This is a genomic window from Winogradskyella luteola (assembly GCF_019203985.1).
Taxonomy (GTDB): Bacteria; Bacteroidota; Bacteroidia; order Flavobacteriales; family Flavobacteriaceae; genus Winogradskyella; species Winogradskyella luteola.
Window position 1 is genome coordinate 40,192 of the sequence record NZ_JAGSPD010000001.1, and the last position, 14,083, is coordinate 54,274.

The following is a 14,083-nucleotide window of genomic DNA, read 5'->3' on the forward strand; positions in this document are numbered from 1 at the left end:
TATGCATGAATAAATATCTATTCCCTATATATGCAATAATCATTGGGGTTATTATTGCCCTGATAACCAAAAAGCAAAAGGCAATTGGAACAAAGCTTTTATTGTCGTTTAGTGGTGCATTTTTACTGGCATTAACACTATTTGATTTATTGCCTGAAGTTTACCAACACCTTGAAGCCAAGCAAACTGGGCTTTTTATAATGTGTGGAATTCTGCTACAGATTATTTTAGAGTTTTTTTCAAAAGGAGCAGAACATGGTCATGTACATATTCACAAGGAAGATAATAAATTCCCTTGGTTATTATTTACAAGCCTCTGTATTCATAGTTTTTTAGAAGGCTTTCCAATTCATCAACATAACGATATGGTGTATGGTGTTTTTATTCATAAAATTCCTATTGCTGTATTGCTTACGATATTTTTATTACAATCTAACTATAGTAAAATTCAAGTTGTTGGGTTTATAGTGATTTTCGCCGTTATGACACCTTTAGGCACCTACATTTCCAACAATACAACTATAGCAACCGAGTACGTAGACATTATAAATGCTATAGTGATAGGTATATTTTTGCATATCTCTACCACCATTTTATTTGAAACCGGTGAAGGGCATAAGTTTAATTTATCTAAGCTTGTTGCTATTTGTTTGGGAATTCTGATTGCTTACTTTATCTAAAAATGTTCTCTAAAGAAGAAAGCCGAAAATTACGCCAAGAATTCTGGACCAGTTTTGGAAAGTCTTTTCCAAGAAAGTGGCTACTATATAATACCAAAATCAAAGGACTCTCCTTTAAATTTCACTTTGATACCAAGTCGGCATTAATTGCCTTAGACCTAGAAGATGATTTAGAAAATCGTATTAACTGCTGGGAAAAATTAATCGCTCTAAAAGGCATTTTGCTTAGCGAATATGTACCCAATGCTATTTACGAAGAGACATATTATTTAGAGAATAGCAAAGAAATCTCTCGCATCTATTTGCCTTTAGAACAAAAAGTGTCTATCCATAATAAAAATACCTGGCGAGATGTTATGGAATTCTTTAATACAAATATGATTTTGCTTGAGGCATTTTTTGAGGAATATAAGGACATAATAAAAATTTAGTTTTGATGAATTCCATAGAACATATAATAACTAAACTCCACCTTAAACCACATCCCGAAGGTGGCTATTTTAAAGAAACCTATAGAAGTACTGGAATTATAAATGCAGATAGCTTAGAAGCCAGCTATAATGGAGAACGCAATTATTCAACTTGTATCTACTTTTTATTGACATCTGATAATTTTTCTGCATTACATAGAATAAAGCAAGATGAAATTTGGCATTTTTATGATGGCTCACCTATACGATTACATATGATAACAGAAGCAGGAAAATATACAGAACATATAATTGGAAAAGATCTCAGTAAAGGAGAACTTCCTCAATTTGTGGCACCAGGTGGTTGTTGGTTTGCCGCTGAAGTTGTAGAAGGTGATACTTTTTCTTTAACTGGTTGTACTGTATCTCCTGGATTCAGTTTTGAGGATTTTGAGCTCAAGTCTAAAAAAGAACTCACCGATTTATTTCCGCATTTAAAAAGCATTATTGCTAAACTAACGCATGACTAAATGACAAATGAAAACGACGCAACTTATAGCCACAAGCTTACATCAAGTCTATTTTGGAGGTAATTGGACCGCTTCAAACTTTAGAGACAACTTAAAAGGTGTAACTTTAGAAATTGCCACCAAAGAAGTCAAAGGATTAAATACAATTTTGGCATTATCATTTCATATTCATTATTATGTAAAAGGTACTATGGATGTATTAAATGGAGGCGAATTAACCATTAGAGATAAGTTCAGCTTCGATTACCCTAAGCTTCAAACCGAAGCTGAATGGCAAGAATTTCAAAATACGATGTGGAAAGAATGCAAAGAATTTATCTCACTTATCGAAAAGCTAGATGATAATGCTCTCGATACTTTTTTAGCCGAACAAAAATATGGTACATATTATAGAAATCTGGCCGGAATCATTGAACATACCCATTATCATCTTGGACAAATTGCCATCATAAAAAAATTTTTGACTACAGCTTAGATTACATACCAGAATATCATAAAGAAATGGCAAATAGCACCAGCTAAAACAAACAGATGCCAAATCACATGGTTAAAAGGTATTCTTTCAATAGCATAAAACACAATTCCGACGGTGTAAAACAACCCTCCTGCAAATAACCAAAAAACGCCGTCTGTACCTAAGGCTTCAGCAGTATTGGAGTAATCAAACACAATTAGCCAACCCATTATCAAATAGAGCATTGTAGAAAAGAGCTCGAATTTGCCAGTAAAAAAAAGTTTTAAAATCACACCAAAAGCTGCAATTCCCCAAACCGTCCAAAACAAATGCCAGCCTAAACTATCTCTGAGTAAAATCAATAATACCGGCGTATATGTTCCTGCAATGAGTAGATAAATGCTCACATGGTCAATAATTCTAAAATAGTGCTTGCGTTTCTGTCCTTTTACAGCATGATACAATGTTGAAGCTAAAAACAGAGTGATGATCGAAATTCCATAAACTATAACACTCAACAAACTCCACGGTTTAGTTACGTCAGCAAATACAATAAGTAAAACCAAAGCCGCAATACCTAAAGCAGCACCAATGCCATGCGACCAAGCATTAAGTTGCTCTTCAAATTGAGTTTGTGCACGCATCTACTGTTTAGAATTAATGTGAGGCTTAATTTTGGAACTAGTTTTTGGCTTTGGCCTAGACCATTTATTTACACATGCATAGAAATCAATTTTAAATGCTGCGCTTTGCCGTACCAACTGCTCATTCTGAAAAGCGCGTTGTAAAATATCCTCTATCAAATAATCTTCTTCTTCTTCTATTGGACTATACTCTCTTTTTAAGGAAATATCAAATAAATTTGCAGTACTATTAAACCAAAAGGCGCGCCAACCACTCCGTAGTTCCTTAATAAGTTCAAAAGTTGTCTTACCGGTTTGCCTATGAATAAGTTTAACTAAAATCTGCCCTTCGGTTTTTGTCAATTTTTTTAATTCCGCAGAAAACTCATCTTCAATATATTTCTGAATCACTTTGGCATATTTCTTCTTTTCGCGTCTGCGCTTTAGTTTATCTAAGCGTTCTTGTAAAGCTTCTAAGCGTTCTGCAGCAAGCTTTGCATAAGGATAGACCTTTAAGGTCTTACGTCTTAAAACGATATATCTAATTCTTGCTTTCCTATCTTCAAAACTTAAATTGGGCAACATTAAAACCTCATCGAGCTCAATTTCAGTAACAGGTATAGAATCACCTTCAATGATCATATAGTGTACCTGGGTAGAATCTTGCTCCACAGGATCTTCTTGGGCAAAAACCAAAGTAGAAAACAACAACAATATGTATGTAATATGTCTCATGGGTAATGTCACTTCCAAAATCGTTCCAAAGAACGATTCATCACATTTTCAAAATTAAGAATTAATACAACCACTAACCCTAAATTCGTATTAATATTATTATTTTTAAGGAAAATTTTTATAAATGGCTAAAAAGCAATTATTCACAAAAAAGTCGATGGACTTTTTAGAAAAATATTTAAATAATGCCTCTCCAACAGGTTACGAATGGGAAGGGCAAAAACTATGGATGGACTACCTAAAACCTTATGTTGATGAGTTTATTACAGATACTTATGGTTCTGCCGTGGCGGTTATAAATCCTAAAGCAAAATACAAAGTCGTTATAGAAGGGCATGCTGACGAAATTTCGTGGTATGTCAACTATATTTCAGACAAAGGTTTGCTGTATGTTATTAGAAATGGTGGAAGCGACCACCAAATAGCACCAAGTAAGATCATAAATATTCACACAAAAAATGGCATTGTAAAAGGGGTTTTTGGTTGGCCAGCTATACATACCAGAAACAAATCTAAAGAAGAACCACCAAAACCAGATAATATCTGTATTGATATAGGTGCAAAGGATAAAGAGGAAGTTGAAAAAATGGGAGTTCATGTGGGCTGTGTCATTACTTACCCTGATGAGTTCCATATTCTCAATAAAGACAAGTTTGTTTGCAGAGCTCTAGATAATCGAATGGGAGGCTTTATGATTGCCGAAGTCGCCCGATTACTACACGAGAACAAAAAGAAATTACCTTTTGGTCTTTATATAACCAATTCCGTTCAGGAAGAAATAGGATTACGTGGTGCAGAAATGATTACAGAAACCATTAAACCCAATGTTGCTATAGTTACGGATGTCACTCACGATACAACGACTCCGATGATAGATCCCAAAAAACAGGGCTTGGCTAAAATTGGTGATGGACCAGTAGTCGCATATGCGCCTGCGGTACAACAAAAACTTAGAGATTTAATTACAGATACAGCTGAAGAGAAAAAAATACCGTTTCAACGTGCCGCACTTTCTAGAGCCACAGGAACAGATACAGATGCATTTGCCTATAGTAATGGCGGTGTTGCTTCTGCCTTAATTTCTTTACCGCTGCGTTATATGCATACCACTGTAGAGATGGTTCATAAAAGTGATGTTGAAAATGTGATAAAGCTAATTTACGAAACACTCTTAAAAATTGAGGACGGAGACACGTTTAGTTATTTTGAATAAAATGAAAGATCTCATTGAAAATATATGTTTTAGAATCTTCAATTTTTCTTTATGGATGAATATATCGACATTGTTGACAATAAAGGTAAGCCCACAGGCAAAACGGCTTTAAAATCCGAAGCACATAAAAACGGTTGGTATCACAATACAATTCATTTATGGCTATATACCAAACAAGGTGAAGTCTTGTTACAACAACGTTCACATAAAAAAGCGATTCACCCCTTGCTTTGGGATGTATCTGCTGCGGGACATATTGATGCAGGCGAAACGTTTTTAGAAGCTGCAATAAGAGAAACGAAAGAGGAAATTGGGTTAGAACTACAGCCTAAAGATTTAATAAAAATTGGTGTTGAGTTTCATGAAACCAACTATGCAAGTGGAGCGATTCAAGATAATGAATTTCATCAGGTGTATATTGCTGAATTAAAGACTGAACTAAAAAACCTTACTCCACAAAAAGATGAAGTTGAAGCTTTAAAACTTGTATCTTTTAAAACGTTTGAAGACTTATTAGCTCAGAGTGAAACCAATAATCATTTCATTCCAACAAATAAATCGTATTACTACTTTGTAATTAAGACCATTAAACAAAAACTCAACATATGAATTTATTGCTCATGGCAGTTGCGCCAGTAATGGTCATTATCGTTTACATCTATTTTCAAGATAAATATGAAAAAGAACCTATTGGTCTGCTTTTAGCTAGTTTTCTTTTTGGAGCCATAGTTAGTATTATAATTGTAACTGTGCTGTATTTATTAACGGGACGATTCATTCCCATTACTAATGAGTTTAGTGTATGGCAACAGTTTATTCAAGCATTTATAGTGGTGGCACTATCGGAAGAATTTAGTAAATATGTTATTATAAAATATTTTAACCAGCCTAAGAAGGCTTTCAATGAGCCCTACGATGGTATTATCTATGCCGTTATGGTCTCCATGGGTTTTGCATGTACCGAAAACATTATGTATGTACTCGAAGGAGGTTACCAAACGGCTGTTCTAAGAGCTTTTACTGCTGTACCTGCACATGCCACATTCGGAATATTAATGGGGTATTATATGGGTAAGGCTAAGTTTTCTAAAAATAGGTTCCAGCTAAATATGGCTGGTTTGTTTTTAGCAGTGCTCTTCCATGGTGCATACGATTTCTTTTTATTTATAAGATTCATACCAGGTATATCTATTGGAGCTTTTATATCTTTGATTGTTGGTATTATCCTTTCAAAAAAAGCGATACGACGACATCAGGAAAATTCAACATTTAAAACATAATATTAAACATGATTTAGTTCATGTTTTAAAAACCTTTTAATGTATAAATTTACACTTTAAAATCGCTACTATGTATAAAATAAAAGTGAATGCTTCTCATCAATTTGACATTTCAAAAAAAGATGCTGAAGCTGTAGATTGTATTAAAACTTCGGACAATACATTTCACATTCTACAAGACAACAAATCTGTAAAAACAGCCATTTTAAATTCAGATTTCAACAACAAACTCTATACTGTTAAGGTTAATAACAACACTTATGAGGTTAACATTAACGATGCTCTGGATCAGCAAATAGAAGCTTTAGGATTTGAAATTGGTGCTTCTAAAAAAGTAAACGAGATTAAGGCACCAATGCCTGGATTAATACTCGAAATCAATGTCGAAAAAGGCCAAGACGTAAAAGAAGACGATGCCTTACTGATCCTCGAAGCCATGAAAATGGAGAATGTCATTAACTCACCCAGAGATGGTGTTATAAAATCGCTTAGTGTAAAGCAAGGTGAAACAGTTGAAAAAAATTCACTTTTAATAGAATTTGAATAAAGGATGTCCATTCGAGTGTTTTTGTAAAGCATAAGCAAAACGTATCGAGGACTTCTCGATAATATTTTCTACCGAAAAATCACTCGAAGTGACATTATAAAGAAAATAATATGAAAAAAATATTAGTTGCCAATAGAGGTGAAATTGCTATCCGCGTTATGCGCACGGCAAAAAAAATGGGTATTAAAACTGTTGCTGTTTTTTCTGAGGCAGATAGAAATGCGCTTCATGTAAAGTATGCAGACGAAGCTGTTTGTATTGGTCCAGCACCATCAAATCAATCTTATTTAAGAGGAGATAAAATTATAGAAGTTGCTAAATCGCTAGATGTAGATGGTATTCATCCAGGTTATGGTTTCTTAAGTGAGAATGCAGATTTTGCGCAATTATGCGAAAAGAACGATGTTATTTTCATTGGACCGCGCTCTAAAGCCATAAAAATGATGGGAGACAAATTAGCAGCAAAAGATGCTGTTAAAGATTACGATATACCAATGGTGCCTGGTGTTGACCATGCGGTTACCGATCCAAAAGAAGCCGTACAGATTGCCAGAGACATCGGATTACCAATTCTTATAAAAGCTGCAGCTGGCGGTGGCGGAAAAGGTATGCGTGTGGTGGAAAAAGAAAAAGACGTAGAAAATCAGATGAAGCGTGCTATCAGTGAAGCTACATCTGCTTTTGGAGACGGTTCTGTTTTTGTTGAAAAATATGTGACATCCCCAAGACATATTGAAATTCAGGTTATGGCTGATAGTCACGGTAATATTTTGCATTTTTTTGAGCGTGAATGCTCCATACAAAGACGCCATCAAAAAGTAGTTGAAGAAGCACCCTCATCAGTTTTATCTCCAGAATTAAGAGAAAGAATGGGACAAGCTGCAATTAATGTAGCACGTTCTTGTGATTATCTAGGTGCAGGAACAGTAGAGTTTTTATTGGATGCAGATCATAATTTCTACTTTCTTGAAATGAACACACGATTACAGGTAGAGCATCCCGTATCTGAATGGATTTCTGGTGTAGATTTAGTGGAACTTCAAATTAAAGTGGCTCGTGGTGAAGCTTTGGATATCAAACAAGACGATTTAAAAATCAATGGTCATGCGTTAGAACTTCGTGTGTATGCCGAAGATCCAATGAATGATTTTTTACCTAGTGTTGGTAATCTAGAAGTATATCAGCTTCCAGAGGGTAAAAATATACGTGTAGATAACGGTTTTGAGGAAGGCATGGATATTCCTATTTATTATGACCCAATGCTATCTAAGTTAATTACTTATGGTGATACGCGTGAAGAAGCCATTGAGTTGATGATAAAAGCTATTGATAATTACCATGTAAAAGGTGTGCAAACAACTTTACCTTTTGGACGATTTGTCTGCCAACACGATGCGTTTAGAACTGGTAATTTTGATACGCATTTTGTAAAGAAGTACTACTCACCTAGTCTTTTAGAAGAACAGCATAAAAATGAAGCTGAAATAGCTGCTAAAATTGCGTTAAAGCAATATTTGGAGGATCAAAAATTATTACGGTTACCGATACCAAGCTAATCGTAAATAACAATTAAAGTGCAATCATGTTACAAAACAGATTCTGAATCAAATTCAGAATAACAAACAATAAGCATATGGATTCAAAAATAAAAACACTTAACAATAAGCTTTCACAAGCAAAACTTGGTGGCGGCCAAGCCAGAATAGACAAACAACATCAAAAGAAAAAGCTAACTGCGAGAGAACGCGTTATGTACCTTTTAGATGAAGGCTCTTTTGAAGAAATTGGTGCTTTGGTAACACACAGAACAAAAGATTTTGGCATGGCAGACCAAAAATTTTATGGTGATGGAGTTGTTACAGGCTACGGAACTGTAAATGGTAGATTAGTCTATATATTTGCACAAGATTTTACGGTTTTTGGTGGTTCACTCTCTGAAACTCATGCTGAAAAAATCTGTAAGATTATGGATATGGCTGTAAATGTTGGAGCCCCAGTCATTGGTTTAAATGATTCTGGTGGAGCGCGCATCCAAGAAGGTGTACGTTCACTCGGAGGTTATGCAGATATTTTTTACAGAAATGTACAAGCTTCTGGTGTGATACCACAAATCTCGGCAATTATGGGACCATGTGCTGGTGGTGCTGTCTACTCACCTGCTATGACCGATTTTACATTAATGGTTGAAGATACCAGTTATATGTTTGTTACTGGACCAAATGTGGTAAAAACCGTGACTAACGAAGAAGTTACCAGTGAGGAGCTTGGTGGTGCAAGTGTACATTCCACAAAGTCTGGCGTTGCTCATAAAACCTCAGCTAATGATGTAGAATGCTTAGAAGATGTAAAACAATTACTAAGCTATTTACCACAAAGCAATAAAGAAAAACCGCTAGATATTTCATTTGAAATTAAAGAAGAGGTCAGAGATGTTTTAGATAAAATTGTACCAGATAATCCAAATAAGCCTTACGATATGCATGAGGTTATAGAAGGAATTATTGATGAAGATTCTTTTTATGAGATTCACAAAGATTTTGCTGAAAATATTATCGTGGGTTTTGCACGTTTAGGTGGAAAATCGGTTGGTATTGTTGCCAACCAGCCTATGTTTTTGGCTGGTGTATTGGATGTTAACAGTTCTACTAAAGCGGCACGATTTGTACGTTTTTGCGATTGTTTTAATATTCCACTGCTCGTATTAGAAGACGTTCCTGGTTTTTTACCAGGCACGGACCAAGAATGGAATGCTATCATTACAAATGGTGCCAAACTATTATATGCCTTTAGTGAGGCTACCGTACCAAGAGTTACAGTAATTACCAGAAAAGCCTATGGTGGTGCTTACGACGTTATGAACTCAAAACATATTGGTGCAGACATGAACTTTGCTTGGCCAAATGCCGAAATTGCCGTAATGGGCGCAAAAGGTGCAGCTGAGATTATTTTTAAGCGTGAAATTTCTGATGCTACTGACAAAGAAGCAAAATGGAAAGAAAAAGAAGCGGAATATGCTGAACTTTTTGCCAATCCTTACAGTGCTGCCGAACGTGGTTTTGTAGATGAGGTCATTCTACCTCACAATACAAGACGTAAATTGATTAAAGCATTTAGCATGTTAGAAAACAAAGAGGTAGTAAACCCTAAGCGTAAGCATGGTAATATTCCACTTTAAATGTATAATGTATCGTTTTAATTAAAGGATTCGTAACGCAGTGTAACTTTGTAATCTTAATATCTTTAATACTTGTTTGTTTAATATTATTATAAAAATGAGATTTATTATAGGTCTCTAATAATTCCAACAAGGGTTTATTGTCTATTTGATCAGGTAAATGATTAAACTTTTCCAGGTAATAATGAAGCTCCTGTAAAAGCATACCCAACCTACTTGCCCCTTCAATATATTGGTCATCAGACGCAATTAATGATTTTAAAAACGGGAAGGTTACCTCGGAATTCTCTTGTCCGATTTCTAAAGTAGTTCTAACAAGAGCATATAAACTATACCAAGTCTCATTGGCGGAAGGCGTTTTAATAACATATATTTTTAATTAATTGAAGATTAAATGCTGATTATAAACGACTAAGCGTTTATTAATCTCCTAAATAAATAAGTAGTCTTAAATTTTTTTAAAATCTTAAAAAATGCGACCATAGTGGTTTAAATCTACGATTTCGCCTTTGGTAGTTTTATGAAAAATTTATGATTTATTTTATTATCTTAAGCCGTCTATGGTATATAAATTGAACGTAAATACACTAATTTTTAAACCAATTAAACAAATGAAAAAGATAGCATTTATTTTATGTTTAATTTTAACTTATAGTTGTAACTCGCAAACAAACCCCAAAGGTCACCTTTCAGATTCAACTTTGACGCTTAAAAAGAAATTAGACCTACAGTTACCTATAGAAACAATAGATTCTATATCTAAGATTGATGATTTGCGGCATAGTAGATTACAATCAATTTTGGAAAAGGAAATTAATAAAAATGCTGTTTGGAAAGGGTTAGTTGCAAAAAAGCTTATGGCTATTGGCATTGTTGATATGACTGATTTAAGCAATATTAAATACGCTGGCATAAACGATAACAACATGATGTATGCAGCGAGTCTACCTAAGATTGCAGTATTATTGGCTGCAATGGACGCTATTGATAAAGGTGAGTTAGAGGATTCAAAGGAAGTTAGAAAAGATATGAGGTTAATGATTAGCAAGTCCAACAACAAAGCAACAACTCGTATGATAGACCGTGTGGGTTACGCTAAAATCGAAGAGGTGATGAGAGCTCCAAAGCACGAACTTTATGATGAAGAAACTGGCGGTGGTCTATGGGTAGGCAAACGCTACGGTGGTGGTGGTGACACCAACAGAGAGCCTTTAAAGAATTTGAGTCATGCCGCAACCACCAAGCAAGTATGCAGTTTTTATTACCAACTTGCTATGGGGAATCTTATTAGTAATGAACGCTCTGAAGAGATGTTAGAGATAATGAAAGATCCTGCTTTACATCATAAATTCGTAAATACATTAGATAAAATAGCCCCAAATGCTAAAGTTTATAGAAAGTCAGGGTCTTGGAAAAACTATCACTCAGATTCAGCATTGGTCTGGGGGCCTAAGCGACGTTATATTATAGTAGCGCTCATAGACAATGATTTTGGAGAAAGTATTATAAGGAATCTCGTAGCTCCTTTAGAAAAAGTAATGAAAAAAGAGCGTGCTTCAGTAAAGCAGCAAAAAATTTAATTCAACAGACTCTGCTTATTAGTGATTAAAATATTTTTACATAAGACATTTGGAATAAGAGATGGTGAAATATACATCTCTTTTTTAATGCAGATTTATATTTTTTTGATTATTACAGTGTTACTTATTATTAAGCCAATAGTAAACGCATTGTTCTTATCAGAACTAGGAGCAGAACAATTACCTTTTGGCTATTTGTTTGTCGCCCTAGTAGCGGTAGTTACAACTTACTATTATAATCGTTGGGTAAAGCGTTTTTCACTACTCAGAGTTACGAGTTTATCGCTTCTTATTTTTAGTCTTTGCTTTATTACCTTAGGTGTGATTATTACTTATTTTAACCTAAATAACGTATTGCTTTACATATACTACATAGGTGTTTCGCTATTTGCAGTTATCACAACCTCACAATTTTGGGTATTGGCAAATTTGGTTTTCAATACGCGTGAAGCTAAACGATTATTCGGTTTTATAGGTGCTGGTGCTATTATAGGTGGAATTTTCGGTGGCTACCTAACAAGTATAATTGTATCAAGTTTTGGTAACGCAACAGCGGTTATAGTAGCAGCAGTTTTTTTATTGGTTTGTATTCCTATATTAAGAAAAATATGGAGCATAAAAATAAAGAAACTAAACATTTACGTAAGAGCACAACGGAAAAATTATGATAGTGATGCCCACGAACCAGCATTAAAAATTATACGAAAATCTAAACACCTCACTTATTTAGCACTGATTACAGGGTTCGGTGTTATTGTAGCAAAACTTGTAGACTTTCAGTTTAGTGATTTTGCCAACAAAGCTATTCCTGACCCTGATGAGTTAGCATCGTTTTTTGGTTTTTGGTTTTCTTCATTTAATGTAATAGCACTTATTCTACAATTGTTTATTACCAACAAAGTTCTAAGTAAGCTCGGTGTTTCTAGTACATTATTGGTGCTTCCGTTAGGTCTAGCCCTTGGAAGTCTTTTATTTTTAACATTCCCAGAATTATGGGTATTGGTAATCATAAAGGGTGTAGACGGAAGCTTTAAGCAATCATTAAATAAAGCAGCAGTAGAGTTATCAATAATGCCAATTCCATTTGATATAAAAAATCAGGCTAAATCATTTATTGATGTTGCTGTAGATAGTATAGCTACTGGTTTAGCAGGTCTTATGCTTATCTTACTTATTAAACGTTTTAATTTACCAACAGCTTACATTACCGTCATAGTACTTTTACTAGCATTTGTGTGGATTATCCTAATCTATAAATTACGGGAAGCATATTTTAATTCTTTTCGACAAAATATTCAAAGAAATTTAGTAACCAATAGTTTAAAAAATAAGCCTTACAGAAAAGAAACCACTCTAAATCTATCGCGCAACATCTTAAACTCAAACGAAGAAACAGAGATTTTGTCCATTTTAGATAGATTGAGTGTTTACAAATTAAAAGCTTTATTACCAGAGTTAAAAGCACTTCTCGATCATCCTTCAAATAAAGTAAAGACTAAAGTCATCAACCAACTTTATAATTTCGACAAAGGTGTAGCCATAGAAAAGATAAAATCATTTATACACTCTAACGATCATCAACTCGTACATGCAGCATTATCTTATGTTTTAGAACATTCCAACTTTTCTCATGTTGATTTTTTTACTGAATATTTAGATGATAGTGACCCATATATATCAAGTGCTGCACTTTTGTGCTTGGCAGAAGAAGTAGGTGACAATAACGATCTTGGTAATCATTTCAATCTACATAAAAGAATTGAAAAACAAATCAATGAACTATTCATTGATAATGATAAAACCAAACAAGGGGGCATAGCAAAGTTGCTTTTAACAATTGCATATTCTAATTCTGAAAAGTTTTTTCCGTATATTAATATTAATCTAAAGAACAATAATCCCTATATAGTAAAGTATGCCATAAAAGCAGCAGGAATCACCACTCACAGTCAATATATTATCATTTTAATTGAATTTTTATCTGAAAAAGAATATAGGAAAGCTGCTGTTAAAGCATTAAAAAATTATAGTAGTGGTATTTCCAAAACAATTTTAAAATTTGAACAGAACGACAAGCTAAGCAATTCGGCCAAGCGTCATTTACCGATGCTTATAAAATCTTTTAATAATCAATCTTCAGTAAAAATTCTAATGCGCTTTCTTAAAAGTAGGGATGTAAACATTAGGCTTGAAGCCACGAGAGCTTTAATAAAATTAAAATCTAAAAATGAATCTCTAAATTTCAATAAGCGTCGACTAAAAAAAGAGATTATAAAAGAATGTAGATACGGTAAGGAAACCTTGGATGCGTTAGCATCAATGCGACACATAATCGCTTTGAATAGCATTGACACCAACTCTGATGATGACAGAAATGAGATCAGCATTGCTAGAAAAAGTATTGTTGAAGTTTTAGATGAGCAATTAATTACAAGTCTTAAATCTATTTTTAACTTATTGAGTTTGCTGTACGACGAGGCTGATATTAAGGTCAGTTATTCTGGATTGATGAGTGATGTTAAGGAGGCTCAAATTAATGCTTTAGAATTTTTAGATAATCTTTTACAGAGTCAGATAAAAACTCAAATCTTACCATTAATAGAATACTATAATATCAATGAAGGTGGTTCATCGTCTAAAAATCAACTAGAAATTGAGTTACTAGATGAGTATAATCTAATCAATATGTTACTAAGAAAAAGAGGTAAGCGTATGAAACTAGAGATACTTCATTTAATACGTGTACTGAATGATACAAGCTATATTTCTTTGGTGAACCAACAGACCTTGCATAAAAATAAAGAGGTAAAACAATTTGCTTTTAATACTCTTTTTGCCTTGACAAATAAACAGTAA

General features: G+C 34.0%; 14 protein-coding genes. 12 read left to right on the forward strand and 2 right to left on the reverse strand.

The genetic code is table 11. The features are described 5' to 3' along the window. Positions 1–5: 5 nt before the first annotated feature. The 4 genes from KCG49_RS00190 to KCG49_RS00205 are packed head-to-tail and all read left to right on the forward strand — an operon-like array spanning position 6 to position 2,095. Positions 6–680, forward strand: a complete 675-nt coding sequence (locus KCG49_RS00190; protein WP_218544164.1) for a ZIP family metal transporter — start codon at positions 6–8, stop codon at positions 678–680. Between the two features lie 2 nt (positions 681–682). Further along, on the forward strand, positions 683–1,111 hold the full coding sequence (locus tag KCG49_RS00195; RefSeq protein ID WP_218544165.1) for a DUF4268 domain-containing protein: 429 nt from the start codon (positions 683–685) through the stop codon (positions 1,109–1,111). A 5-nt stretch (positions 1,112–1,116) separates the two neighbouring features. Next, positions 1,117–1,620 carry a cupin domain-containing protein gene (locus tag KCG49_RS00200; RefSeq protein ID WP_218544166.1) on the forward strand — a complete coding sequence of 168 codons (504 nt, stop codon included), beginning with the start codon at positions 1,117–1,119 and terminating at the stop codon, positions 1,618–1,620. A gap of 7 nt (positions 1,621–1,627) precedes the next feature. Beyond that, positions 1,628–2,095, forward strand: coding sequence for a DinB family protein (locus KCG49_RS00205; protein WP_218544167.1), 468 nt, complete (start codon positions 1,628–1,630; stop codon positions 2,093–2,095). On the opposite strand, the gene trhA is transcribed toward KCG49_RS00205, so the two are convergent. Together trhA and KCG49_RS00215 are read right to left on the reverse strand one after the other, a co-directional pair. Then, positions 2,092–2,718 (reverse strand): PAQR family membrane homeostasis protein TrhA, encoded by a 627-nt coding sequence (gene trhA / locus KCG49_RS00210; RefSeq protein WP_218544168.1) that lies wholly within the window; start codon positions 2,716–2,718, stop codon positions 2,092–2,094. The two genes, KCG49_RS00205 and trhA, sit on opposite strands and share 4 nt — an antisense overlap. After that, positions 2,719–3,432 carry a DUF4294 domain-containing protein gene (locus KCG49_RS00215; protein WP_218544169.1) on the reverse strand — a complete coding sequence of 238 codons (714 nt, stop codon included), beginning with the start codon at positions 3,430–3,432 and terminating at the stop codon, positions 2,719–2,721. 124 nt (positions 3,433–3,556) lie between these two features. On the opposite strand from KCG49_RS00215, the gene KCG49_RS00220 reads away from it, so the two are divergent. From KCG49_RS00220 to KCG49_RS00255, 8 genes are all read left to right on the forward strand, one after another. Continuing rightward, on the forward strand, positions 3,557–4,645 hold the full coding sequence (locus tag KCG49_RS00220) for a M42 family metallopeptidase (protein ID WP_218544170.1): 1,089 nt from the start codon (positions 3,557–3,559) through the stop codon (positions 4,643–4,645). A 51-nt stretch (positions 4,646–4,696) separates the two neighbouring features. After that, on the forward strand, positions 4,697–5,254 hold the full coding sequence (locus KCG49_RS00225) for an NUDIX hydrolase (protein WP_218544171.1): 558 nt from the start codon (positions 4,697–4,699) through the stop codon (positions 5,252–5,254). Continuing rightward, entirely contained in the window at positions 5,251–5,925 is a 675-nt protein-coding gene (locus KCG49_RS00230; RefSeq protein ID WP_218544172.1) for a PrsW family intramembrane metalloprotease, read from the forward strand. Before KCG49_RS00225 ends, KCG49_RS00230 begins: the two co-directional genes overlap by 4 nt. A gap of 61 nt (positions 5,926–5,986) precedes the next feature. Next, positions 5,987–6,472 carry an acyl-CoA carboxylase biotin carboxyl carrier protein subunit gene (locus KCG49_RS00235; RefSeq protein ID WP_218544518.1) on the forward strand — a complete coding sequence of 162 codons (486 nt, stop codon included), beginning with the start codon at positions 5,987–5,989 and terminating at the stop codon, positions 6,470–6,472. Positions 6,473–6,582: 110 nt separating this feature from the next. Then, the gene (accC, locus tag KCG49_RS00240; protein ID WP_218544173.1) at positions 6,583–8,028 is read left to right on the forward strand and encodes an acetyl-CoA carboxylase biotin carboxylase subunit; all 1,446 of its coding nucleotides are present in this window, start codon (positions 6,583–6,585) and stop codon (positions 8,026–8,028) included. Between the two features lie 77 nt (positions 8,029–8,105). Next, on the forward strand, positions 8,106–9,647 hold the full coding sequence (locus KCG49_RS00245; protein WP_218544174.1) for an acyl-CoA carboxylase subunit beta: 1,542 nt from the start codon (positions 8,106–8,108) through the stop codon (positions 9,645–9,647). Between the two features lie 611 nt (positions 9,648–10,258). Next, positions 10,259–11,227: a serine hydrolase gene (locus KCG49_RS00250; RefSeq protein ID WP_218544175.1), complete on the forward strand. Its 969-nt coding sequence runs from the start codon at positions 10,259–10,261 to the stop codon at positions 11,225–11,227. Positions 11,228–11,248: 21 nt separating this feature from the next. Further along, complete coding sequence (locus KCG49_RS00255; protein WP_218544176.1) at positions 11,249–14,083, forward strand: MFS transporter; 2,835 nt, start codon at positions 11,249–11,251, stop codon at positions 14,081–14,083.

Bases quoted from the DNA above. Each gene is read 5' to 3' on its own strand.
- KCG49_RS00200 (WP_218544166.1), top strand. From the start codon at position 1,117: ATGAATTCCATAGAACATATAATAACTAAACTCCACCTTAAACCACAT.
- KCG49_RS00190 (WP_218544164.1), top strand. From the start codon at position 6: ATGAATAAATATCTATTCCCTATATATGCAATAATCATTGGGGTTATT.
- KCG49_RS00250 (WP_218544175.1), top strand. From the start codon at position 10,259: ATGAAAAAGATAGCATTTATTTTATGTTTAATTTTAACTTATAGTTGT.
- accC (WP_218544173.1), top strand. From the start codon at position 6,583: ATGAAAAAAATATTAGTTGCCAATAGAGGTGAAATTGCTATCCGCGTT.
- KCG49_RS00220 (WP_218544170.1), top strand. From the start codon at position 3,557: ATGGCTAAAAAGCAATTATTCACAAAAAAGTCGATGGACTTTTTAGAA.
- KCG49_RS00205 (WP_218544167.1), top strand. From the start codon at position 1,628: ATGAAAACGACGCAACTTATAGCCACAAGCTTACATCAAGTCTATTTT.
- KCG49_RS00215 (WP_218544169.1), bottom strand. From the start codon at position 3,432: ATGAGACATATTACATACATATTGTTGTTGTTTTCTACTTTGGTTTTT.
- trhA (WP_218544168.1), bottom strand. From the start codon at position 2,718: ATGCGTGCACAAACTCAATTTGAAGAGCAACTTAATGCTTGGTCGCAT.
- KCG49_RS00230 (WP_218544172.1), top strand. From the start codon at position 5,251: ATGAATTTATTGCTCATGGCAGTTGCGCCAGTAATGGTCATTATCGTT.
- KCG49_RS00195 (WP_218544165.1), top strand. From the start codon at position 683: ATGTTCTCTAAAGAAGAAAGCCGAAAATTACGCCAAGAATTCTGGACC.
- KCG49_RS00245 (WP_218544174.1), top strand. From the start codon at position 8,106: ATGGATTCAAAAATAAAAACACTTAACAATAAGCTTTCACAAGCAAAA.
- KCG49_RS00225 (WP_218544171.1), top strand. From the start codon at position 4,697: ATGGATGAATATATCGACATTGTTGACAATAAAGGTAAGCCCACAGGC.